We start from the raw sequence: 21,165 nt of genomic DNA, 5'->3' as shown, positions 1-21,165 counted from the left end.
ACAAACGGGTTACATGACGGAATGGTGGGTTTCCGGCTGCCTTTCCTTGCTGGGCGGATAGCCGAACACTCCCCGGTAAGACTTGCTGAAGTGCGAGGATGACTGGAAGCCACAGGCTACCGTCACCTCCATCACCGACATGCTGGTTTGCAGCAACAGCTCACGCGCCCGCCGCAAGCGTAAATCGAGGTAATACTGTGCAGGAGTCGTTCCCAGATAGCGTTTGAACAGGCGCTCCAGGTGCCGTAATGACAAGCCCAGGTCCTCCGCCAGCTTTTCCAGCGAGACCGGGTTTTCAATATTGTTTTCCATGGCAATGGCGGCTTCGAGCAGAGATTCGTGACCCGAGCCGATACGCGCCACCAGTGGGATATGTTGCTGGTCCTTCTCATCGCGGATGCGCTCCACAATGAACTGCTCGGACACATCCGCAGCCAGGCTCTTGCCTCCTTTCTGGCGGATGATGTTCAGCATGAGGTCGAGCGGCGCAGTGCCGCCACTACAGGTAAAGCGGTCGCGATCCATCACGAACAGCTCACTGCTGAAATGAATGGCCGGGAACTCCTCGCGGATGGCAGACAGGTTCTCCCAGTGGATGGAGCAGCGGTAGCCGTTCAGCACCCCCGCCTTGGCCAGTGCAAAAGTACCCGTGCACAAGGCACCCAACGGCACCCCAGCTTGCGCATAACGGCGCAGCGTACTGATCACCCGCTCGTCCACCACCTCACGGATGCCGGTACCACCACAGACAAACAGCACATCAGGTTGCGGTACTTCTTCCGGTTTACAGGTCGGGGCCAGGGTCAGGCCATTGCTGGCGGCCACCGGCGTATCGTGACAGCTGATCACCGACCAGCGATACAGCTTCTTGCGGCTCAGATAGTTGGCCATCCGCAAGGGTTCCACCGCATTGGTGAACGCGATCATGGAAAAATTCGGCAGCACCAGAAACCCGATATGGGCAATGCTGGCAATTTGTTGCGGTGACATGGCTTACTCCTTGTTGCGAGGTGCACGGAAACGACGGAGGGGCATCGTGCGATGCCCCGTTTCCGGACCCCATGCCTATTGGACCTTAGCTCATGGCTTGCTGCTTGCCGCGGCCATTGCCAAAGGTCTCGGTAATACGATCCAGTATCACCGCCAGCAACACCACTGACAAGCCCCCTTCGAAGCCCAGCCCAATATCCATGCGGGAAATCCCGCCCATCACCGCATCCCCCAGCCCGCTGGCGCCCACCATGGAGGCAATGATGACCATGGACAAAGCCATCATGATGGTCTGGTTGACCCCCGCCATGATCGACGGCAAAGCTGTTGGCAGCTGTACTTTGAACAGCAATTGTGCGCCAGTACAGCCAAAAGCGTGCCCTGCTTCAACCAGTTCTTTGTTGACCAGCCGGATACCCAGTGTTGTCAGCCGTACTGCGGGTGGCATGGCAAAGATGATGGTGGACAACAGGCCAGGGACCTGGCCGACGCCAAAGAAGAACACCGCCGGGATCAGATACACAAACGCTGGCATGGTCTGCATGAAATCCAGCACAGGTCGTACCAGTGCATTGATCCGCCGACTCTTGGCACACCAGATACCCAACGGCACGCCCAACAGCAAGCTCAGAAAAGTCGAGCTCAGCACCAGAGCCAGCGTCTTGACCATGGCATCCCACTGCTCCATGGCCATGATGGAGAGCAACGAGACCAAGGTAAACCCTGCAAACAAGGCGCCACGCCGCCATAGTCCGACGCCAGCAAATATCAGCAGCAACACCCAGCTTGGGGTGATCAGCAGGCTATGTTCAATACTGTTGGCAAACCATTCAATCCCGGCACCAATGCTATTAAAAAACGGCTGAAAGTTCCCTTTGAGGTAATTCACCGTTTGGTCCGCCCAATGCCCCAGCGGAACCATATCGTGGTATTTCTCAACCACCTGTTTCAATGCATCTTCAGACATGGAGGCCTCGCTGTGCAATTTTGGAAAGGACGCTACCCGCCGTGATCACACCCAGGTAGTGGCCATGATCATCCATCACCGGTACCGGCAAGCTTTGCCCGGTGACGCGGGGCAAGATGGCCTGCAGCGCAGCCTGATGGCTGATGGGCTCGACCTTGATCAAATCATCCTGCGAGAGAGAATTCCCTGCCTGCAAGCGGAGGCGCTCAGCGCTGACCAGCCCGAGGCAACGCTGGTCAGCGGAGAGACAGGCGCACCATGGGTGGCCGTTGACCCGCTGAATGTCCGGGGTTTGCCCCAGCTGCACCTGATGGGCCGCATGCTCGTCCAGCAGATCCTTGGCCAGCAGATAGCGCGAGGTATCTACGCTCTTGAAGAACTCGCGCACATACTCATCCGCCGGGTTTTCGATGATGTCTTGCGGGGTGCCTACCTGAACCAGACGGCCACCTTCCATGATGGCGATGCGGGTTCCGATGCGAAGCGCCTCTTCCAGATCGTGCGACACAAAGAAAATGGTGCGTTGATGCTCGCGCTGCAGATTGAGCAGCACATCCTGCATTTCGTGCCGCTTGAGCGGGTCCAGCGCAGAGAATGCTTCGTCCATCAGCATCAGGGACGGATTGACCGTCAGCGCGCGGGCGAGACCCACCCGTTGCTGCATGCCACCTGAGAGCTGATGCGGGTACTTGTCCGTAACCTGCCCCAGCCCCACCTGCTGCAATACCTCAAAGGCCTTTTTCTCGCGCTCCTTGCGCCCGACCCCAGCCACCTCCAGACCAAAAGCGGCATTGGCGAGCACGGTACGGTGCGGCATCAGGGCAAAGCTTTGAAACACCATGCTCATGTCGGTGCGACGCAGTTTGACCAACTGCTTTGGCGACATTTTGGCGACGTCCTGACCATCGATGATGATCTTGCCATCGGTGGGCTCGACCAGCCGGTTGATCAGACGGATCAAGGTGGATTTGCCGGAGCCAGACAGGCCCATCAGCACGAAGATTTCCCCTGGATTCACCTTGAACGAAACATTGTTGACACCAATGACTTGTCCAGTCTGCGCAAGAATTTCTTCTTTCTTCTTGCCTTGACGGAGCAGGTCGAGTGCCACTTTGGGCTGGTCACCAAATACTTTGACCAGATTCTCGACAACGATCTTTGCTTCTGGCATATCTCCCCCGTTGCCAGTAGTGCGCCTGCTGGCACGCTACCGTTTCCTGATGTGAGGTCTCTTTTCTTGCCAGCCTTGGGACGTCGGCCTCATGCCATCGTCGGCTGTTTTTTGATCTGGATCAAGCACTACGATATAAGGCTGGGCGCTGCATGGGTAACGGGATGGCGACAGGAACATGACGCGATCCGACATGCCGGCAACATGATGAAGCCGCATGAAAAAAGCGGATGTTCATCACAAACATCCGCTTCCTCTGCTGTTACCGATCCAGCACCACGTCTGACAACGGCACACTGCAACAGGGCAAGATGAAGCCCTGATCAATCTCCCGCTGTCGAATTCCTCCCGCATGCTTCATGTCTACCTGCCCGGACAGCATTTTGGTCTTGCAGGTGCCGCATAAACCTTGGGTACACGACGAAGCCAAGCGCATGCCTGTGGCCTTGGCGGCCGCCAGAATGGTTTGCGGCGGTGCGCAGCGCACCTCATCGCCACTCTTGGCAAAACGGATGGTGTAACCCTCTCCCTCAGCCGCAGCAGGCGGCTGCGCCTCTTCCGCCCCGCCCATCAGGGTTTCAAAGGCAAAACTTTCCTCATGGTACTGCTGCATGTTGAAACCAGCAGCTTCCAGTATCTTGCGCACCGCTGCCATATAAGGCGCGGGACCACAGGTAAACACTTCCCGCTCACGGAAGTCCGGCGCGATGTTGCTCAGCGTCGCCAGTGACAGGAAGCCTTGGTAACCCGCATAGTCCCGATCTGCGCCGGCACGCTCACAGATAACCGCGTGACGGAAAGTCGGGTTATTGCGGGCCAGTGCCTGCTGTTCACGGGCAAAGATTACGTCAGCCGGAGAGCGGGCGCTGTGGACAAACACCACGTCCCGATCCAGTGCCAGATCCGTCAATGCGCGTGACATCGACATCAGCGGCGTAATCCCGCTACCGGCAGACAGAAACAGATACTTCGGCCGGTCATGCAAAAAGCAGCTGAATTCGCCGGAAGGCCCCAGCACCTTGACCGTCCGACCAACCTGCATATGGTCATGCAGCCAGTTGGACACCGGTCCATTCGGTACCCGCTTCACCGTAATCGAGACGGTATCCGGCCGGGTGGGTGTGCTGGAGAGCGTATAGCAGCGGTTGATGGCTGCCCCGTTGATCTCCAGCTCCAGGGTAATGAATTGCCCCGGCAGATAGCGAAAGCGCCGTGGCTGCTGGCTGCGAAACACAAAGGTTTTCACATCATGGGTTTCGTCCCGCACCAGCACACACTCCAGCGTGTCGTCCGTGCCGGGTTGCCACAGGACAGACTCCGCCATGTTGAAGTCGGGCAAAGGTGCAGCAGCCATGCACGGAACTCCCTTACTTGATGTAGGCCGACAGGCGGTTGATGTACCAGTTGCTGAACTTTTCAACCAGCGTCTCAGTATAGGGGGAGTATGGGCCAGGGCGATAGGCCGGGCTCTTCACTCCCAGATGAGACTCTTCCACCAGGCGGCGGTCCTGTGCATTGGTGGCGTCCCAAACGGCAGTCATGTTGTCGATCTGGTAATCCACGCCTTCCACGGCATCCTTGTGCACCAGCCACTTGGTGCGCACCAGCGTACGGTCTTGATCCAGCGGCATCACCATGAAGGTCACAATATGATCCCCCATGAAATGGTGCCAGCTGTTCGGCTGGGTCCAGAACGACAGGCCACCGATTGCGCCATCTTCAAAGTTGGCCAGCAAGCGATTACAGGCGCGGCGGGTATTGAGGGTCTGTGATTCACCGGTCTTGTCCAGCGGCATGCGCTGGGTGCGGAAGCCGGAAATCATGCTGTCCAGACGGTCTACCTCCGCCGACGGCAAGCCCATGGACTCCCACTTGGCGTGGCGTTCTGCCACCATGGCATCATAACGGCGGATACCCTCATCCGTTTCTGGAGTGGGGGCAAAGCCATAGCTGTAGGCGTACAGAGAAATGGTCAGCTCGGGATGGTTACCGGTGCAGTGATAGCACTCCCGGTTGTTTTCCATCGTCAGCTTCCAGTTGCCCTGCTCGATGATGTCGATCTGCTTGGCAATCTTGGTATTCGCCACCTGATGCGGTGCGATATACGGCGTCATGGTTGCGGCCAGTTCTTCGAAATCTGCAGGCGGCTCATCCGCCAGACAGATGAACAGCAGGCCTGCCACATTCTTCAGGTGCACCGTACCAAGGCGGTGTTTGGACGGATCAAAATCCGCGCCCATATGCTCGGCAAACAGCAACTGGCCTTGCAGGTTATACGTCCACTGGTGATAAGGACAGACCAGATTGCCCACCGCACCACGCTCATCGGCGCACAGACGCGAGCCCCGGTGACGGCACACATTGTGGAAAGCGCGAATTTCACCGTCGTCATCACGGACAATCAGGATTGGCTTTTCACCGACCTGAACGGTCACATAGTCGCCCGGCTCAGGCACATCCGGCTCCACGCCGACATAAATCCAGTGCTTGCCGAAGATATGCTCCATATCGGCGTCAAAGACTTCGCGGCTGGTATAGAACGGCGCTTCCAGACTGTAGCCTTGCTGACGACGGGCCAGCATGTCAGCGAGGTTCAGCGGTTTGCCATGCAGGTGAATCGGGCTGGACGACATGTGTTCTGCACTCCCCTGTTAGATGTGTGCTCAGAAGTCGATGAGGCGATGTTCGCGCAGGTAGTCCAGAACAACTTGCGCTTTTTCGACCACCGTACCCTGTTTCACGACTTGACCAGCACGTCCGCCTTCATCGCTGGCGATGGCGCCTTGCATGCGGGCATGGCCTGAGAGCTTGAGTTGCGCCTTCAGGGGCCGGGCCCGACGGTTCGCAGGCTCCACCTGCCAGCACTGTTCTGAAACCGACACGACAAAACCATGGCGCTGCACCACGCGCCCGGCACGTGCCAAGGCGTAGGCATAGCGGGTCGTGCCATGTGCACGGGGATGCAGGGTGATCAGTGCCGGCAAATCCACCTCCAGCTCACGTCGCAAGCCTTTGGGCAGAAACTGCACCACTCGGGCGGTACGCCCTCGCAAACTGACCTGCAAGGCATCCTGAATCACCGGCATGCCAAGCGCTGCAGCCAGCTGAAACGGCAACATGCCGCTCGACAGCCCCCCATCCGCGCGACTGCCCATCAGCACCAGCTCCTGCCCCGCCAGCGCAGCCTGCAAGGTTTCGGCAACACGTTCGTCCGCTGTGGGAATCCACTCCAGCTCTGCCACTCCCAGACCCAGATAAGCGTCCAGATCAGCCGTGTGCCCCTGGCCCGCACTCATGACCCGTAGCTGCATACCGGGCAGTTCACGCGCCTGACACAGGGCCGCAGCGTCAGCAGGCGAGACACGCGCCCGCCCGCTTACCGGGTGTCTGCCTGGCGAAACCAGCACCGTCAGTTTGACCCCACTCATGCTGCTTTCTCCTGTTTGGCCCGTGCAGCCTTGAGCAAGTCTGCCAACGCGGCCATGAAGTCGGTGCTGTCGGCAATTACGGACAGACTGGCGCGCTTCACGATCGGCGCACTCTCATCCAGGTTGATGGCCACCACATGGCGACATTCCTTGATCCCCTGCAGATGCTGTACCGCGCCGGAAATACCGATCGCCATGTACAAGCTGGACTGCACGGTCTTGCCAGTGGCACCCACCTGTTTGCTGCGCGGGAAGCGTCCATCATCAACGGCCACGCGAGATGCACCGGTTGCCGCTCCCAGCAGGCTGGCCAGTTGCTGGAACCCCGCCATGTCACGCATGCCGTTGCCTGCGGAAAGGATGGCGTCCGCCTCCTCCAGGTCAAGGTTCTCGGGTGCGCTGCTGCTCACGCCCAAGTCACGAATGCGTTCTGGCGGGCTCGTGAATGCGGGCAGCGATTGCACCTCGCCTTGTCCACGCCACGGCAACCGGGTTTCCACTGCGTTGCGCGCCAGCATCAGGACGAACGGCATGGCGGCCACTGCAAAGCGCGCACCCGGCAACAGGCGACGAACCTGCCCTTCGGCCACCTCGACCACATCGGTGGCGACCGACCAGCGCTGTCGCGTTGCCAGCAGTCGGCCCAGTTCTGCATCTGCCCCCCGATCCGGCATCACCAGTTGCACCGGCGCATACTGCGTCACCACCGCTTGAATCAAGGCCAAACGCCCTTCCGGCGCAAAGTGTTGCGGATCAAACGCTGGTGCACTCAACACCACATCAGCGCCTACGACAGAGAGTTCATCCTGGCAACTGCCCAGCACCAGAACAAGCACAGCAGTCTTGCTGTCCGCCAGCAAGGCCGCTGCGGCAATGGCTTGCCGCCCAGCTTCATCGACGGCACCGCGATCACTGTGCAAGACCACCAGGCTATAGCGCTCGGCAGCACCCTGCAGGCGCAGTGGCAATACCTGCGCACCATGGCTTGCCTCTGGTGCCAGCTGCCCCCGCTCTCCGGTTTCCGCCCCCAGCACAATGCGCTTGAGGCCAGATGGTCCGACTACCCAAGGCCGCCGTGGATCAATCCGCGGGATGGTTCCATGACTCATGTTTGCCCCCTCAATCTGCCAGCCGGGCCGCGACCAGCTCGGCCAGTTCGATGACCTCGGGGCGATCCCCCACCACGCCTTCCAGCATTGCCGTGCAATTCGGGCAGGCTACCGCCACTTGCGAGCTACCACTCTCGCGGACATCCTGCATGCGCATGTCCGGAATACGCCGCTCCCCGGGGATATCGGTAAAGGATGCGCCACCACCCCAGCCACAACAGCGGGAAGTCATGCCAGAGCGCCCCATCTCGACCACCTTGATGCCAATGCCCTTGAGCACAGCACGCGGCGCCGTGGTTTCACCGTTGTAGCGCCCCAGGTAGCAGGGGTCGTGGAAGGTGAGGCTGGTATCTGGCAAAGCTTCCTTCAGGCGCAAGCGCTGCTGTTGCAACAGCTCAGCAATCAGCTGGCTGTGATGCAGTACCTGAAACTCACCACCGAAAGCCGGGTATTCATTCTTCACACAGTGGAACACATGCGGGTCCGGTGTGATGATGTGGCGGAACTGCAGCGTCTGCCATTGCGCAATATTCTCCTTGGCCAGACGCTGGAACGTCGCCTCGTCGCCCAACCGTCGTGCCAGGTCACCGCAGTCGCGTTCTTCACTGCCCAACACAGCAAAGGAGAGCCCGGCGTGCTTGAGGATCATGACCAGCGACCGCAGTGCGCGCTGATAGCGCATGTCAAATGCACCTTCCCCCGCCAGCAGCAGGTAATCCACCTTCTGCCCGGCTTGCAGCACCGGCACATTCAGGTCGATCGCCCAGTTGTAGCGCACAGCAACCGGAAAACCACCCACCGTGTCGGTCTGCTGCAGGTTATCGAGCGCCTCGCCCCCTTTGTTGGGCACCTCGCCACGGGTAAGGGTGACATGGCGGCGCAGGTCGACCACTGCATCGACATGCTCGATCAGCATCGGGCATTCCTGCACACAGGCGCGGCACGTGGTACAGGACCACAGCGTATCTGCGTCGATCAACTGACCCACGATCGGCTGATCCGGCGCACCTTGATGCTGGCCCAGTGGCTTGCCCGGATAGGGGCTGCCGGCAAACTGCGCGTCCGAGCCACCTGCCATGCCCACCACCATGTCCTGAATCAGTTTCTTCGGATTCAGCGGCTGGCCCGCAGCAAACGCCGGGCAGGCAGCCTCACACTTGCCACATTGCACGCAGGCATCGAAGGACAGCAGGCGGTTCCAGGCAAAGTCGGCCGGCTTGCCGACACCGTAGTCTCCGGCATCCAGGTCCAGCGGACGCAATCCCGTGGAACGCTCGCCGGAGAAACGCTCGGCACGCGGGTGAAACGCCAGATGCAGCAACCCGGCCACCGCATGCTTCATCGGCCCACCCAGGCCAATGCCCAGCACCAGCTCAGCGGTACCCACCACCAGCAGCAGCAAGGCCAGGGCGGCGATCAATTGCGCCACCGGCTGGGCTGGCAGCAGCATCAGCAGCAACATGGCGGCCGCAAACGCCAGCAGGCTATAAGGCAAACGGTTCCACGCCCCTTGTGACAAGCGTGCAGGCGGGTTTTGCCGCCGCTGGCGAATCAGCAAGGCACCCGCAAACATCAACGCAGCAAACAGCACGATACCCCAGTCCAGCCAGCACCAGTACAACGTCAGCCCGTAATTGAGCGCCACCAGCAGCAGCACGGCCACCGCCCCCCCCGCCACCGCCACGTGGGCACGGGCAATAAAGGGATCGCGTGCCACCACATGGTGCAGGTCGACAAAATAGCGCTTGGGTATCGCCAGCAGGCTGGACCATTTCACCGCTGCCGGACGGCCCTGCCGCCACAGCGCACTGCGCCGCAGCAGCCCGGCGACCAGCAGCAAGGCGGCCAGCCAGAACAGCCCGGTCAAGGCATGGGCAATCGAGGCAGTCATGTCAGAAATCCTTGCTCAGCCGCAGGGCATCGTAAATCGCACCGTGGATGTTGTGCATGGAGACACAGTCACCCACCCGATACAGCAGGAACTGACCAGCCGCCAGATTCTCCGCCAGTGCCGGTTGTGGCTGCGACGCGAACAGCGCGTGAATATCAGTCTGACCCCGGTTATGCGAGCGGTCCTTCAAGGTCCAGTACAGCTCATCGTTCGGCGTGATGCCGTTTTCGATCACCACCTGGTCTACCGCACGCTCTTCCTGCGCCTCGGTATACTCATTGCGCAGCACGGCAATCAGCTTGTCGCCCTCCTGGTAGACCTTGTCCAGCCAGTAGTTCGGCGTCGGAATCACCCCTTGCGCATACAGGCGACGGTAGAAGATCGGGAAGGTGGTTCCCCCCACGTCGTCCGACACCTTGACGTCCGGCGTCACCACTTCCACCGTACAGCCGCGACTGGCAAGGAAGTCTGCTGCGCCAAAACCCGCATGGGTACTCACCGCGTCATACACCAGCACATTGGTCTTGGGGGCTACCTTGCCGGAAAGGATGTCCCAGCTGCTGACGGCCAAGCCTTCTGCCACACCCCAGGCCGGTACCTGTTCGGTAAATGAACGCCCGCCGGTGGCCAGCACCACAATATCCGGCTGCTCGGCCAGAATCATCTCCGGCGTTGCTGCTACCCCCAGACGACGGTCCACGCCCAACCTGCGGGTTTCCATGTCGAACCAGCGCACAATACCGGCCATCTGCTCGCGTTGCGGGGCCTTGGCCGCCAGATTGATCTGTCCCCCCACCTGCTCCTGCTTCTCGAACAGCACCACATCGTGACCACGCTCACGCGATACCCGCGCGGCCTCCAGGCCCGCAGGGCCGGCACCAACCACCACCACCTTGCGCTTGCGAGCAGCTTTTTCGATGATGTGCGGCATGGTGGCTTCACGGCTGGTAGCGGCGTTCTGCACGCACAGCACATCCTGACCATGGTACTGCCGGTCGATACAGTAATTGGCACCCACGCATTGCTTGATCTGGTCTTCGCGACCATCACGGATCTTCATCACCAGATAAGGGTCGGCAATATGGGCCCGGGTCATGCCCACCATATCCACCTGACCGCTGGCCAGAATCCGCTCGGCCTGTACGGGGTCACGAATGCTTTGCGCGTGCATCACCGGCACCTTGGAGACCGACTTGATGCCTGCAGCCAGATGCACAAACGGCTCCGGCGGCAATGCCATCGGCGGCATGCAGTTGGCCAGCGTATTGTGGGTGTCCGCCCCGGAACCGACCACCGAGAGATAATCAATCAAGCCGGTTTCCGACATCGCCTGTGCAATGTCCTTCAGCATGTCGTGGCTGAGGCCATCCTCATGGAACTCATCGCCACACATGCGCAGGCCAACACAGAAGTCCGGGCCAACCGCTTCTCGTACGGCCATCAGCACTTCCTTGCCAAAGCGCATGCGGTTTTCCAGGCTGCCGCCCCATTCATCCGTGCGGAAATTGGTGCGTGGGCTCCAGAATTGGTCGATCAGGTGCTGGTGGGCTGCCGAAATCTCGATGCCATCCATCCCTGCAGCCTTGACCCGTTTGGCGGCCGCCGCAAAATCCGCGATGATGCGGCGGATCTCCTCCACCTCGATGATCTTGGCGTTACCACGGTGTACCGGCTCGCGAATACCGGACGGGCTGACCAGGTGCGGCCAGTGCTCACCGTAGTAGCTGGAGCGGCGACCCATATGGGTGGCCTGGATCATGATTTTGGCACCGTGGCGATGCATGGCCTCGGCCAGACGGTTCAGAGGCTCGATCACCTTGTCGGTGGTCAGATTGACCGATTTCCACCAGCTTTGCGGACTGTCGATCGACACCGGGCTGGAGCCCCCGCAGATCGCCAGGCCAAGGCCACCCTTGGCCTTTTCTTCGTAGTAGCGGATATAGCGGTCACCCGGCAAACCACCCGGCTCGGCATACACTTCGGCATGGGCGGTGCTGACCACCCGGTTGCGCAAGGTCAGCTGGTTGAGGGTAATCGGGGCAAACAGGTTCGGATAACGCATGGAGAAACCTCGTTATTTCGGCTCAACCGTGAAGATGCAGTGATCGTGCCCTTCACCGGCGCACTGGGTTTCATCGCTGGTAGTACGGTACTGGTAGCCACAATTCTCACCCACCCAGTCCATGGCACCGGCAAACCAGCCTGCAAACATGTAACAGGCCTTGCCTTCACTCTGCGGCACCCCTGCTACCCCTTGTGCCAGCACAAAGGCAGAGTTATCCAGACGGATGCGGGCATGGCCGGTTTCGGCGTTGGCTTCCACCACCGAAAATTGCCCCCAGCCACGTTGCGACAGGCGCATCAGATAGTGGTTGAACACATCCATGCCCTTCATCTGATGCGTTCTGGCTTCGCTGTCACACCAGAAGTAGGCGGAACGATAACCTGCATCGTAGAGAATGGAACTGTACTCCGGCTTGCCCATCACCAGTTCGACCGCGCGGTGGTTGTTGACGAAAAAATGGCGCGGCACATACAGCATCGGCAGACCGTTGGTCGACCAGACGCCGGTTTGCGGATCCACATCAATCGGTACTTGGGGTTGCATGGCGCTCTCCAGTAGGCACTGCACAACGGGGGATCACGGCCCGGATGGCACCGTATCCAGCATGCAGGCATACTGCCGCAGCCACTGTGGGTGGAATACCGCGTGACCGACAAGTTTTTGCAGAGAGCCGACCAGCACAGGTCGGAAAACCGCGGACGCGGTGAAATACGACAGCTTTAGCAGACAGGCAGCAGCAATTGCCCGGGCAAATCATCCATCAATTGCTCATACATCTGCCAATCGTCCAGGCAGCGGCACAGCAAGCGGGTGCCCTCGATCCGGCTGATCGCATCCACTGCCCGCTGCCGGGCGCACGCGGGGGCCAGGCCTGCATCCTGCAGCACCCCTTGCAAGGCGAGGATCCAGCGTCTGGCTGCTTCTTCCATATGGTGACCAAACCGCTCTCGTGCTTCACCCATGGTATAGACATCGAGCGTACTGGCTTCCTGACGACGCGCAGGATCCAGTCGCAGCCGCTGAATGAAGCCTTGCAGGCGCTCCAGCGGGGTTCCGGCCTCCTGCAAGGCCTGCAGGCCATGATAGAAGTAATCTCCTTCAGCGGAGAGCACCACTGCGGCCATCTCGTCTTTTCCACCCGGGAATTGAAGGTAAAGGCTGCCCTTCCCCAAACCGGTTTCAGCACTGATACGACTCAGCGTGGTGCCGTCATAACCGTAGGTATGAAACACCCTTCGCAATTGCGCGATCAGGGCGGCACGATCAACAGCCACGCGATAACCTCTTAGCCGGAAGAAGTGAGCAGTGTAGCGCAGTCGTCCTGCTTCTGCCCGCCTGACGGCAGCTGACCCAGAAAGCGCTGTATCGCTACCGCAGCCGCCTCCGGGCAGGTCTGCAGCAAGAAGTGAGGCCCGGCGATCTGCACATGCATCGCCTGTGGCAGGCTTTCACGCAAGTACTGTGTCGTCTGGCGCGGCAGCAGTCGGTCTGCTGTGGCGTGCAGACACAGCACAGGCACGGTTATCGGCATCGCCCCACCCTGCTCGACACTGATCGCGCACAAGCGCTGCAAGATGTGGGCCCTCGGCAGCACGGACCAAGCCGCCTGCAGCCTTTGCCAATACACGCTGGGCAAGCGCCAGGGTGTCGTCAGGAAAAAACGCCCCCAGCGCAAAGGCACACGCTGCAGCGGCAGGCGTGACAGCAAGGGCAGCAGATAGCGCAGGAGTGGCCGGGGTGAGCGGACAAAGGTGGCGCACAGCACCAGTCCCTGCATCCCTGGTGGCGGTTGGCGTGCAATACGCAAGGCCACCGGGCCGGAGAACGATTCCGCCAGCAGCACAAAGGCTTGATCGGGTAACTGCGTCCGGACCCACGCCGCCAGGATGTCATAATCCCCGGCCAGCTGGGCCGGGTAAGCCCACACCTGCACAGGCAGTGATCCGCCCAGCGCACGCAGCAAGGGCTCAAACAGCAAACCGCTGCCATCCAGACCCGGCAATAACACCAATACCACGCTGCCCCCTTCCGCTGCGGAGGAAACCCTCCCTTGACACCCTCTTGCCATGCAAGGACGATGTCATGATCAATATGCCCGAATGTCATACAGCATGAGCCTGATTTCCCGCCTGTTCAAGCGCACGCCACCAGACTTTGCCGTCGGCCAGGTCTGGACTTACCGACACCGCGCCGGAGAGTTCAGCTCCACCTTGCAAATCTGCCAGATCGACCAGGATGTACGGTTGGGGCGTATTTTCCATATCGGGGTACAGCGCGTACGCATTCCCACACCGGGTGGCGGTCTATGCGAAAACATGCCTCACCTGCCCGTGTCGCTGGAAACCCTGCAACAGAGTGTCACAGCCTGGCAGCGGGATGCTCCGGTGGCAGAAAACTACCGTGAAGGCTATCAAATCTGGCGTGACGCCTTTGATCGGGGTGAGGCAGGTATTTTCACGATCCCGGTCGCGGACATTCTGGATGTTACGGCCCGCATGGCTGAACAAGGTCAACCCGCGTGAAGCCGGTCCTGCTGCTGACCCTGCTGGCGCTGGCCTGTGCAGCCGCTCAAGCCCATCCACAGTTCGGTCTGGCTGTGCTGTCCCCGGATGGCAGCTGCGCCGCTTTTGCCACGCCCTTGCCGCCGCAGGTCAAGCGCTTGCGCATGACACAATTGGATACAGCACATCGCCGCCAGTCGCAATGGGTCAGGCTGGGGCCTATGACAGATCAGCCCTGCCCTGCTGCGCAGGCGGCCATGCTGGAAGGTGCGGCTTATTATCCGCTGCAGCTGCCCAAGGCCGTACGGGCATTGGACTATCAGGTGGTCTATACCGACACGCCGTCTTCCATACCCCACGTACGCGTTTGCAGCAGCCAGGAAGGCCTCTGGTTCTCGGCTTGGTCGGCAAAAGGCCGTCACCGGCTCTGGCATGCCTATGCCTATCTGGGCTATGACGTACAGCCGAACTGCACGGTTGAGGAAACCGAATGATGCGCCGCTCGTTGCTGGCCGCCTTGCTGTTGCTCACCAGCCTGGGCAGTCTGGCGCATCGCCCTTGCCCGTCCCCCACCCTCTTTCAACCACAGGTCAAGCAACACTTTGAGCAGGGGCAGCTCACTGCCCTGCTGGATCGTGCACAGCCGGTCACCGTTGTGCTGGACAATGAATATGATGAGCAAACCCCCCGTCGTCGCCTGCACTTTTCCCCTGCCGAGGCGCGCCGCTGGCTGGATGCGCAACTGAGCGGCAGTGAAACCCGACTTGTCCCTGAGCAGGTGCGTTGCAATCAGCGCGGGTGCCGCTATACCGCGCCCGAACTGACGGTACACCACGCGGTGTATCTGCTGGGCTGGCAATACACAGCAGGGCGTTGTCCCCGCCTGAATCTGGTGCACCTCATGCTGGGATGAACAAAAATTGCGCTTGCAATTTATTGAACGTCGTATAAAAATGCACACCGTTCAGTTTAAAGGTGTGCAGCATGGATGCGCCAGGTCGTCGGGAACGCAAGCAGCAAGAATCCGCTCAGCATATTGCGGAAGTCGCCATGACCCTCTTCGGGCAACATGGCTATGACGCGGTCAGCATGGAGGATATTGCCCGTGAAGCGGATGTCGCCAAAGGCACCTTGTACAAGCGCTTTCCGGTCAAGGAGGCCATCCTGGCCCATCATTTCCAGCAAGACCTGCAACAGCTGCAACCCCTGATTCAGCAGAGCCTGCGAAACGAGCCGGACTGCCCAAGCCGCCTTCGCGCCTATTTCCGCCAGGCAGCCCTGTGGAGCCAGCGCCACCGCGCTTACCTGCGCCCCTGGCTGGCCTATCGCTATGCACGTGCTTTTGATCCCGACGTCCCCAGAAGCGGCGCCGGTCAGGCCCTGGCGGCCTTGCTGGCCGAAGGCGTACGCTGCGGTGAGATCCGTAACGATATTCCGCTGGAAGAGCTGCTGCTGGGTCTGGAGTATCTGCACTCCAGCGCCCTGATGCGCTGGCTGTCCAATGAGCAGGTGGACCTGGGTCAAAGCCTGGACCATATGCTGACCCTGTTTCTGCAAGGCTCGGAGCACCCATCATGCTGATCGACTGGCCCGAGACGTTCACACGCGGCCCTACCGAAACCGGCGGCAAGGCCTGGCAGCTTTCGCGCCTGCACCGCTACGGCTTTCCGGTGACCGAGGGTCGGGTTCTCCCCGCCCAGGCCTATCGTGACTGGGTTGCCGCAGGCCGCCCCGCCTTGCGCGACCACCCCGCCGCGTGGGACTGGCTATGGCAGCTGCCGGCCCACTGGCGGCAACGCTCCCTGGCCATCCGCTCATCCGCACTGGCTGAAGATGGGCCGGAGCATTCTTTTGCCGGCATTCACCACACCACGCTGGGTGCGGTCGGCATTGAGGCCATCCTGAGTGGCATCGAGGCGGTCTTCCGCTCGGTGGATAGTCCGCAGGCGGTGGCCTACCGTGAGCGCTTCCAGATTGATGCCGCATCGGTCGCCATGGCCGTGGTCATCATGCCTTTGCTGACGGCCAACAGCGCAGGGGTCTGCTTTACCTGCAACCCACAGCAGGGGCGCCGCGATCAGGTGCTGATTCAGGCCACGCTGGGCCTCGGTGAAGCACTGGTATCGGGCGCAACGGAACCAGACGAAGCCTTGCTGACCTATGACAGTGACCAGCAGCTGCAGCAGGATTACTACCGCATTGGTCGCAAGCAAGTGCAAACCCACAGCTCTCTGCATGGCCCGGTAGAGACCCGCAGCAGCGAGCAGGCTGCCTCCATGCGTGCGCTCTCAGAGCAACAGGTGCAGCAGCTGGCGGCTTGCTGTATTGAAGCGGCTTATGCGTTGGACGATACCCAGACCGCCTGGGACATTGAGTGGGCCTGGCAAGCCAACCAGCTCTACCTGCTGCAAGCGCGGCCCGTCACCCGTTTGGGCGAAGCGCTACCGGCCGCGCTGGCTAATCAGCCGGGATTCTGGTCCAACGCCAATACCAAGGATGTGATTCCGCACCAGCTGAGCCCGCTCGATAGCAGTGTGATGGGCATCATGGTCAATCGCATGCTCACCGTGACCGGCAAACTGCTGCAATACCCCTTCCACCCGGGAGCGGTGCGTACTCGCCTGCTTAATGGCCGTGCCTATCTGCACCTCAGCCTGCTGCAATGGGAGTTCCACGATGGCTTTGGCTTCGCGCCAGCCTCCACTAACCAGCTGGCCGGTGGGACCCAGCCTGAAATTACGGTGCCGCCACTCAGCAAGCAGCACAAGCGACTCGTGCTGCGCCGCATGCTGCGCATTACGCCTTCGATGATGCGTTTGCGTCGCAAGGCCAACAAACTGCATGCCGATGCGCTGGAAGAAGCACGCAACTGGCTCCCCGCCGGATGGGTGCAATGGGAAAACCAGCAACTGGCACAGGAGATTGACCGACTATACCGCCATGTCTGGCAGCAGGAGGAGCTGCAGCGACTACAGACCGGCAGCGGCGTGACCTATACCCTGCTGCTGGGCAAGCTGTCCCAACGCATGCCGAGGGCTGAAGCACAGCAACTGTTGAGTGGTTTGCTGGCAGACCAGCCTTCCAGCATCACCATGCAGCAGAACCTGCAACTGATGGACGTTGCCCGGCTGGCCCGACAGCACGCTGATGTTGTGAGCTGGCTGCGTAGCCCGGAGCGGGATCAGCAGCCATGGGACACCACCTGGGCCGCTGACCATCCTTTCCGCATGGCCTTTGCCGATTTCCTCAAGACCTATGGCCATCGCGCCATCTATGAGTCGGACAGCACCCAGCCGCGCTGGGCAGAAAACCCGGCTTATTTGCTGGACTGCCTGGCGGGCTGGCTGGATGTGGACTTTGACACCCTCGCGGTCCATCGCAAGCAGCGGGCGGAAGCGGCCCGGCGCGCCCTGCACAGCAAGCTACCCTGGTATCGCCGCCTGCTGCTGCCGGGCATGCTCAAGCAAAGCGCGCTCGAATTTTCACAGCGCGAGCAAGCCCGCAGCTCACTGGTCAGCTATATCCTGCCGCAACGGCGCATGCTGCTCGAAGCAGGGCGTCGCCTGCAGCAGGCGGGCGAGCTGGCTGCGCCAGAGCACATTTTCTGGCTGGTGCGAGAAGAGATCCCGCTCGCCTTATCTGGCGCACGCGCAGGACGCTGGGCAGCACTGGTGGCCGACCGGCAATTGCAGCGCCAGCACTGGGAGCATAACCCGGCGCCGGATGTGGTGTTCTATGGCACCACGCAGCCGGTCAGCACGCCAGCGGCGACGGAAGTGGCGCCTTCGGACGTTCTCAAGGGGCTGCCCGTCTCCAATGGCCGGGTGCAAGGCAAGGTGCGACGCTTGCGCCACCCCAGCGAAGGCACCCGCCTGGCCACGGGTGAAATTCTGCTCGCACCCTCGACCGACCCGGGCTGGACACCGCTGTTCCTCAAGGCCTCCGGGCTGATTCTGGAAACCGGTGGCTATCTGTCGCACGGTGCCATCGTGGCGCGCGAGTTTGGCCTGCCCGCTGTGGTCAACATCACCCACGCCATGACCTTGCTGCAGGATGGGGATGAGGTCGAGCTTTGCGGTGATAGCGGGGAGGTCCGCCGCCTCACTCCGCAAGCCTGACCGCTGCCCATGCACCGCCCACCGAGGGTCGCCACCTGCGGCTTGCCCTCGGCGCGGCTTTCGGTCAGAATAGCTGCTGTCCCAATGTTGAGCTTCTGAACGCTCCATCATGACTTTCAATACCCTGAAACCGGATTGGCGATGGCGTCGCGCGTAAGCGCCCGCCCGGCTTTTTGCAGCTTCCGTTTTCAGGAGTTCTGGCATGTTTGCCCTCCCCGCTTCGCCCCGTACCATCGTGTTTCACCCGGTCCCCGCTGTGGGGGCATGGCCCTGGCGCCCCGCGCCTTAACGACCCTCTTCCCCCTTGCCGCCGGGCCTTCCTGCAGGAATCGGCCCGCCCCCGGATACCCCGTGGCGCCCGGATTGCGCCACGCTGAAATGACTAAGGATACCTTCCAACATGCTGGTCCTGATTGATAACTACGACAGCTTTACCTATAACCTGGCGCAGTACTTTGGCGAGCTGAACCAAGAGGTCAGGGTCTACCGCAACGATGAAGTCAGCGTTGCCGACATTGAGGCCATGAAGCCGGACCATCTGGTGGTCTCCCCCGGCCCTTGCACTCCGAACGAAGCCGGTATCTCGGTGGCAGCCATTCTGCACTTTGCGGGCAAGCTGCCGATCCTCGGCGTCTGCCTCGGGCACCAGTCCATCGGGCAGGCATTTGGCGGCAAGATCGTCCACGCGCAGCAACTGATGCACGGCAAGACCTCACCGGTACACCATCACGGCACCAGCTGCTTTACCGGGCTGCCCAATCCGGTCACCTGCACCCGTTACCACTCACTGGTGATTGAGCGTGCCAGCCTGCCAGATTGCCTGGAGGTCACCGCCTGGACCGAGGATCAGGAAATCATGGGGGTACGCCACCGCAGCCTGCCGATCCACGGCGTGCAGTTCCATCCGGAATCCATCCTCACCGAGCATGGCCACGCCATGCTGCAAAACTTCCTGACGGGGGCCGCATGAACGCCCCGCTGACCCCATCGCTTACTGGAGATACCGGCATGATTACCCCGCAAGAAGCCCTGGTGCGTGTCATCGAGCACCGCGAAATCTTCCATGACGAAATGCTGCACCTGATGCGTATGATCATGCGCGGTGAAATGAGCCCGGTACAAATGGCCGGCCTCATCATTGGCCTGCGCGTGAAAAAAGAGACCGTGGGTGAGATCACCGCCGCGGCCCAGGTGATGCGCGAGTTTGCCACCAAGGTGGAGCTGGATGACCACACCCATCTGGTCGACATCGTCGGCACCGGTGGCGACGCCTCACATACCTTCAACATCTCTACCACCAGCATGTTTGTGGCCGCTGCGGCTGGTGCACGTGTTGCCAAGCATGGTGGCCGCTCGGTATCCAGCAGCTCAGGCAGCGCCGACGTGCTGGAATCGCTGGGTGCCAATATCAACCTCTCCCCCGCCAAGGTGGCAGAGTGCATCCGTGAAACCGGCATCGGCTTCATGTTCGCCCCCAATCACCACAGTGCCATGAAGCACGCAGCGCCGGTGCGCAAGGAGCTGGGGGTACGTACCCTGTTCAACATCCTCGGCCCACTCACCAACCCGGCTGGCGCCAAGAACCAGCTGATGGGCGTGTTCCATCCGGATCTGGTTGGCATCCAGGTGCGCGTGTTGCAGCGGCTGGGCAGCGAGCATGTGTTGGTGGTGTACGGCATGAATGGCATGGATGAGCTCTCGCTCTCCGGCGAAAGCATGGTGGGCGAACTGGTGAACGGCCAGATTCGGGAGTACGTGGTCCACCCGGCGGACTTCGGCATGCCGGTCTATGACAGCCGCGTGCTGCGGGTGGCTGACGTGGATGCCTCCAAGGCCAAGGTATACGAGGCGCTGGACAATGCAGAAGGCCCGGTACGCGATATCGTGCTGCTCAATGCCGGTGCCGCCCTCTACGCGGCGCAAGTATGCGGCAACATCAGCGAAGGCGTAACGCTCGCTCGTGAGGCGGTTGCCAGCGGTGCCGCCCGCGCCAAGCTGGAGCAATTCGTCCGCGTGACCCAGCAGCTAGCCCAATAACCCCCCGCCCCTGCGGGGGCGCTTGACCCTGCGAGCCGTACACCATGTCTGACATTCTGCAACGCATCCTCAGCGTGAAGGCGGAGGAAGTCGCCGCTGCCCGCCAGCACACCAGCCAGGCCATGCTGGAAGCCCAGATCGCCCAGCAAGGCCCGACGCGGGACTTTGTCGGCGCCATCCGCGCCCGGCATGCTCGGCAGCACCCGGCCATCATCGCCGAGATCAAAAAGGCCAGCCCCAGCAAAGGCGTGATCCGCGAGGATTTCGAGCCCGCCAGCATCGCCGCTTCTTATGCCAGCGCAGGCGCAGCCTGCCTGTCGGTGCTCACCGATGCCCCCTTCTTCCAGGGCTCACCGGACTACCTGAAAGCCGCCCGTCAGGCGTGTGATCTGCCGGTCTTGCGCAAGGACTTTCTGGTCGATTCCTATCAGGTCTACGAAGCACGGGCGATGGGTGCAGACTGCATCCTGCTGATCGCCGCTGCACTGAGCCTGGCACAGATGCAGGACATGGAGCGCCTGGCCCATCAGCTGGGCATGGCGGTGCTGGTGGAAGTGCACAATGGCGACGAACTGACCGCCGCCCTGCAACTGAGCACCCCGCTGATCGGCATCAACAACCGTAACCTGCGCACCTTTGAGGTCAGCCTCGATACCACGCTGGACCTGCTGGCCCGCATCCCCGCCGACCGCATCGTGGTCACCGAAAGCGGCATTCTGCAAGCGGCGGATGTCGCCCTGATGCAGCAACATCAGGTACACACCTATCTGGTCGGCGAAGCCTTCATGCGCCAGCCCGATCCCGGCGTAGCCTTGCAGGCGCTGTTCGGCAACTTCAACGCCTGACAGATTCACCCGCCACCACCGACTGATGATCAGGACTCAGCAA

The 21,165-nt window shown here is 61.0% G+C and carries 20 protein-coding genes; 8 read left to right on the top strand and 12 right to left on the bottom strand.

Annotated features, from left to right (window positions below; translation table 11 throughout):
- Positions 1-9 precede the first annotated feature (9 nt).
- The 12 genes from ACE3O2_RS07600 to ACE3O2_RS07545 form a co-directional block, all read right to left on the bottom strand.
- Complete coding sequence (locus ACE3O2_RS07600) at positions 10-990, bottom strand: GlxA family transcriptional regulator (protein ID WP_374336236.1); 981 nt, start codon at positions 988-990, stop codon at positions 10-12.
- Positions 991-1,075: 85 nt separating this feature from the next.
- A complete protein-coding gene (locus ACE3O2_RS07595; RefSeq protein WP_374336233.1) occupies positions 1,076-1,957 on the bottom strand; it encodes an ABC transporter permease in 882 nt (293 codons plus the stop codon).
- Positions 1,950-3,128 (bottom strand): glycine betaine/L-proline ABC transporter ATP-binding protein, encoded by a 1,179-nt coding sequence (locus tag ACE3O2_RS07590; protein ID WP_374336231.1) that lies wholly within the window; start codon positions 3,126-3,128, stop codon positions 1,950-1,952. The genes ACE3O2_RS07595 and ACE3O2_RS07590 overlap by 8 nt, the downstream gene beginning before the upstream one ends.
- Positions 3,129-3,390: 262 nt before the next feature.
- Positions 3,391-4,482, bottom strand: a complete 1,092-nt coding sequence (locus ACE3O2_RS07585) for an FAD-binding oxidoreductase (RefSeq protein ID WP_374336229.1) — start codon at positions 4,480-4,482, stop codon at positions 3,391-3,393.
- Between the two features lie 13 nt (positions 4,483-4,495).
- On the bottom strand, positions 4,496-5,761 hold the full coding sequence (locus tag ACE3O2_RS07580) for an aromatic ring-hydroxylating dioxygenase subunit alpha (protein WP_374336227.1): 1,266 nt from the start codon (positions 5,759-5,761) through the stop codon (positions 4,496-4,498).
- Between the two features lie 30 nt (positions 5,762-5,791).
- Entirely contained in the window at positions 5,792-6,556 is a 765-nt protein-coding gene (locus ACE3O2_RS07575; protein WP_374336225.1) for an electron transfer flavoprotein subunit beta, read from the bottom strand.
- The gene (locus ACE3O2_RS07570) at positions 6,553-7,665 is read right to left on the bottom strand and encodes an electron transfer flavoprotein subunit alpha/FixB family protein (RefSeq protein WP_374336223.1); all 1,113 of its coding nucleotides are present in this window, start codon (positions 7,663-7,665) and stop codon (positions 6,553-6,555) included. Before ACE3O2_RS07570 ends, ACE3O2_RS07575 begins: the two co-directional genes overlap by 4 nt.
- Positions 7,666-7,675: 10 nt before the next feature.
- The gene (locus ACE3O2_RS07565) at positions 7,676-9,556 is read right to left on the bottom strand and encodes a (Fe-S)-binding protein (RefSeq protein ID WP_374336221.1); all 1,881 of its coding nucleotides are present in this window, start codon (positions 9,554-9,556) and stop codon (positions 7,676-7,678) included.
- Between the two features lies 1 nt (position 9,557).
- Positions 9,558-11,618: an FAD-dependent oxidoreductase gene (locus tag ACE3O2_RS07560; RefSeq protein ID WP_374336219.1), complete on the bottom strand. Its 2,061-nt coding sequence runs from the start codon at positions 11,616-11,618 to the stop codon at positions 9,558-9,560.
- A 12-nt stretch (positions 11,619-11,630) separates the two neighbouring features.
- Complete coding sequence (locus tag ACE3O2_RS07555) at positions 11,631-12,164, bottom strand: 4-vinyl reductase (protein ID WP_168875512.1); 534 nt, start codon at positions 12,162-12,164, stop codon at positions 11,631-11,633.
- A 176-nt stretch (positions 12,165-12,340) separates the two neighbouring features.
- Positions 12,341-12,895 (bottom strand): TetR/AcrR family transcriptional regulator, encoded by a 555-nt coding sequence (locus ACE3O2_RS07550; protein WP_374336216.1) that lies wholly within the window; start codon positions 12,893-12,895, stop codon positions 12,341-12,343.
- Between the two features lie 11 nt (positions 12,896-12,906).
- Complete coding sequence (locus tag ACE3O2_RS07545; RefSeq protein WP_374336214.1) at positions 12,907-13,638, bottom strand: alpha/beta fold hydrolase; 732 nt, start codon at positions 13,636-13,638, stop codon at positions 12,907-12,909.
- A gap of 94 nt (positions 13,639-13,732) precedes the next feature.
- On the opposite strand from ACE3O2_RS07545, the gene ACE3O2_RS07540 reads away from it, so the two are divergent.
- From ACE3O2_RS07540 to trpC, 8 genes are all read left to right on the top strand, one after another.
- Positions 13,733-14,143, top strand: a complete 411-nt coding sequence (locus tag ACE3O2_RS07540) for a hypothetical protein (RefSeq protein WP_374336212.1) — start codon at positions 13,733-13,735, stop codon at positions 14,141-14,143.
- Complete coding sequence (locus ACE3O2_RS07535) at positions 14,140-14,616, top strand: hypothetical protein (protein ID WP_374336210.1); 477 nt, start codon at positions 14,140-14,142, stop codon at positions 14,614-14,616. Before ACE3O2_RS07540 ends, ACE3O2_RS07535 begins: the two co-directional genes overlap by 4 nt.
- On the top strand, positions 14,613-15,035 hold the full coding sequence (locus ACE3O2_RS07530) for a hypothetical protein (RefSeq protein WP_374336208.1): 423 nt from the start codon (positions 14,613-14,615) through the stop codon (positions 15,033-15,035). Before ACE3O2_RS07535 ends, ACE3O2_RS07530 begins: the two co-directional genes overlap by 4 nt.
- Before the next feature lie 71 nt (positions 15,036-15,106).
- Positions 15,107-15,703 carry a TetR/AcrR family transcriptional regulator gene (locus ACE3O2_RS07525; protein WP_168875518.1) on the top strand — a complete coding sequence of 199 codons (597 nt, stop codon included), beginning with the start codon at positions 15,107-15,109 and terminating at the stop codon, positions 15,701-15,703.
- Positions 15,697-18,240, top strand: coding sequence for a PEP/pyruvate-binding domain-containing protein (locus ACE3O2_RS07520; protein ID WP_374336206.1), 2,544 nt, complete (start codon positions 15,697-15,699; stop codon positions 18,238-18,240). Before ACE3O2_RS07525 ends, ACE3O2_RS07520 begins: the two co-directional genes overlap by 7 nt.
- A gap of 400 nt (positions 18,241-18,640) precedes the next feature.
- Positions 18,641-19,210 carry an aminodeoxychorismate/anthranilate synthase component II gene (locus ACE3O2_RS07515; protein ID WP_374336204.1) on the top strand — a complete coding sequence of 190 codons (570 nt, stop codon included), beginning with the start codon at positions 18,641-18,643 and terminating at the stop codon, positions 19,208-19,210.
- Positions 19,211-19,248: 38 nt separating this feature from the next.
- On the top strand, positions 19,249-20,277 hold the full coding sequence (trpD, locus tag ACE3O2_RS07510; RefSeq protein WP_374336682.1) for an anthranilate phosphoribosyltransferase: 1,029 nt from the start codon (positions 19,249-19,251) through the stop codon (positions 20,275-20,277).
- Positions 20,278-20,321: 44 nt separating this feature from the next.
- On the top strand, positions 20,322-21,122 hold the full coding sequence (gene trpC, locus ACE3O2_RS07505; RefSeq protein WP_374336202.1) for an indole-3-glycerol phosphate synthase TrpC: 801 nt from the start codon (positions 20,322-20,324) through the stop codon (positions 21,120-21,122).
- Positions 21,123-21,165: the final 43 nt, after the last annotated feature.

This window comes from Leeia sp., from assembly GCF_041909055.1.
GTDB classification, from domain to species: domain Bacteria; phylum Pseudomonadota; class Gammaproteobacteria; order Burkholderiales; family Leeiaceae; genus Leeia; species Leeia aquatica.
The sequence above is the reverse complement of the archived record's forward strand: the minus strand, read 5'-3'. Positions and strand labels throughout refer to the sequence as shown.

Excerpts from the sequence above, each read along its gene's own strand:
- trpC (WP_374336202.1), top strand. The coding sequence starts at position 20,322 with ATGTCTGACATTCTGCAACGCATCCTCAGCGTGAAGGCGGAGGAAGTC.
- ACE3O2_RS07540 (WP_374336212.1), top strand. The coding sequence starts at position 13,733 with ATGAGCCTGATTTCCCGCCTGTTCAAGCGCACGCCACCAGACTTTGCC.
- ACE3O2_RS07515 (WP_374336204.1), top strand. The coding sequence starts at position 18,641 with ATGCTGGTCCTGATTGATAACTACGACAGCTTTACCTATAACCTGGCG.
- ACE3O2_RS07595 (WP_374336233.1), bottom strand. The coding sequence starts at position 1,957 with ATGTCTGAAGATGCATTGAAACAGGTGGTTGAGAAATACCACGATATG.
- ACE3O2_RS07600 (WP_374336236.1), bottom strand. The coding sequence starts at position 990 with ATGTCACCGCAACAAATTGCCAGCATTGCCCATATCGGGTTTCTGGTG.
- ACE3O2_RS07575 (WP_374336225.1), bottom strand. The coding sequence starts at position 6,556 with ATGAGTGGGGTCAAACTGACGGTGCTGGTTTCGCCAGGCAGACACCCG.
- trpD (WP_374336682.1), top strand. The coding sequence starts at position 19,249 with ATGATTACCCCGCAAGAAGCCCTGGTGCGTGTCATCGAGCACCGCGAA.
- ACE3O2_RS07580 (WP_374336227.1), bottom strand. The coding sequence starts at position 5,761 with ATGTCGTCCAGCCCGATTCACCTGCATGGCAAACCGCTGAACCTCGCT.
- ACE3O2_RS07560 (WP_374336219.1), bottom strand. The coding sequence starts at position 11,618 with ATGCGTTATCCGAACCTGTTTGCCCCGATTACCCTCAACCAGCTGACC.
- ACE3O2_RS07590 (WP_374336231.1), bottom strand. The coding sequence starts at position 3,128 with ATGCCAGAAGCAAAGATCGTTGTCGAGAATCTGGTCAAAGTATTTGGT.
- ACE3O2_RS07520 (WP_374336206.1), top strand. The coding sequence starts at position 15,697 with ATGCTGATCGACTGGCCCGAGACGTTCACACGCGGCCCTACCGAAACC.
- ACE3O2_RS07565 (WP_374336221.1), bottom strand. The coding sequence starts at position 9,556 with ATGACTGCCTCGATTGCCCATGCCTTGACCGGGCTGTTCTGGCTGGCC.
- ACE3O2_RS07525 (WP_168875518.1), top strand. The coding sequence starts at position 15,107 with ATGGATGCGCCAGGTCGTCGGGAACGCAAGCAGCAAGAATCCGCTCAG.
- ACE3O2_RS07530 (WP_374336208.1), top strand. The coding sequence starts at position 14,613 with ATGATGCGCCGCTCGTTGCTGGCCGCCTTGCTGTTGCTCACCAGCCTG.
- ACE3O2_RS07585 (WP_374336229.1), bottom strand. The coding sequence starts at position 4,482 with ATGGCTGCTGCACCTTTGCCCGACTTCAACATGGCGGAGTCTGTCCTG.
- ACE3O2_RS07570 (WP_374336223.1), bottom strand. The coding sequence starts at position 7,665 with ATGAGTCATGGAACCATCCCGCGGATTGATCCACGGCGGCCTTGGGTA.
- ACE3O2_RS07555 (WP_168875512.1), bottom strand. The coding sequence starts at position 12,164 with ATGCAACCCCAAGTACCGATTGATGTGGATCCGCAAACCGGCGTCTGG.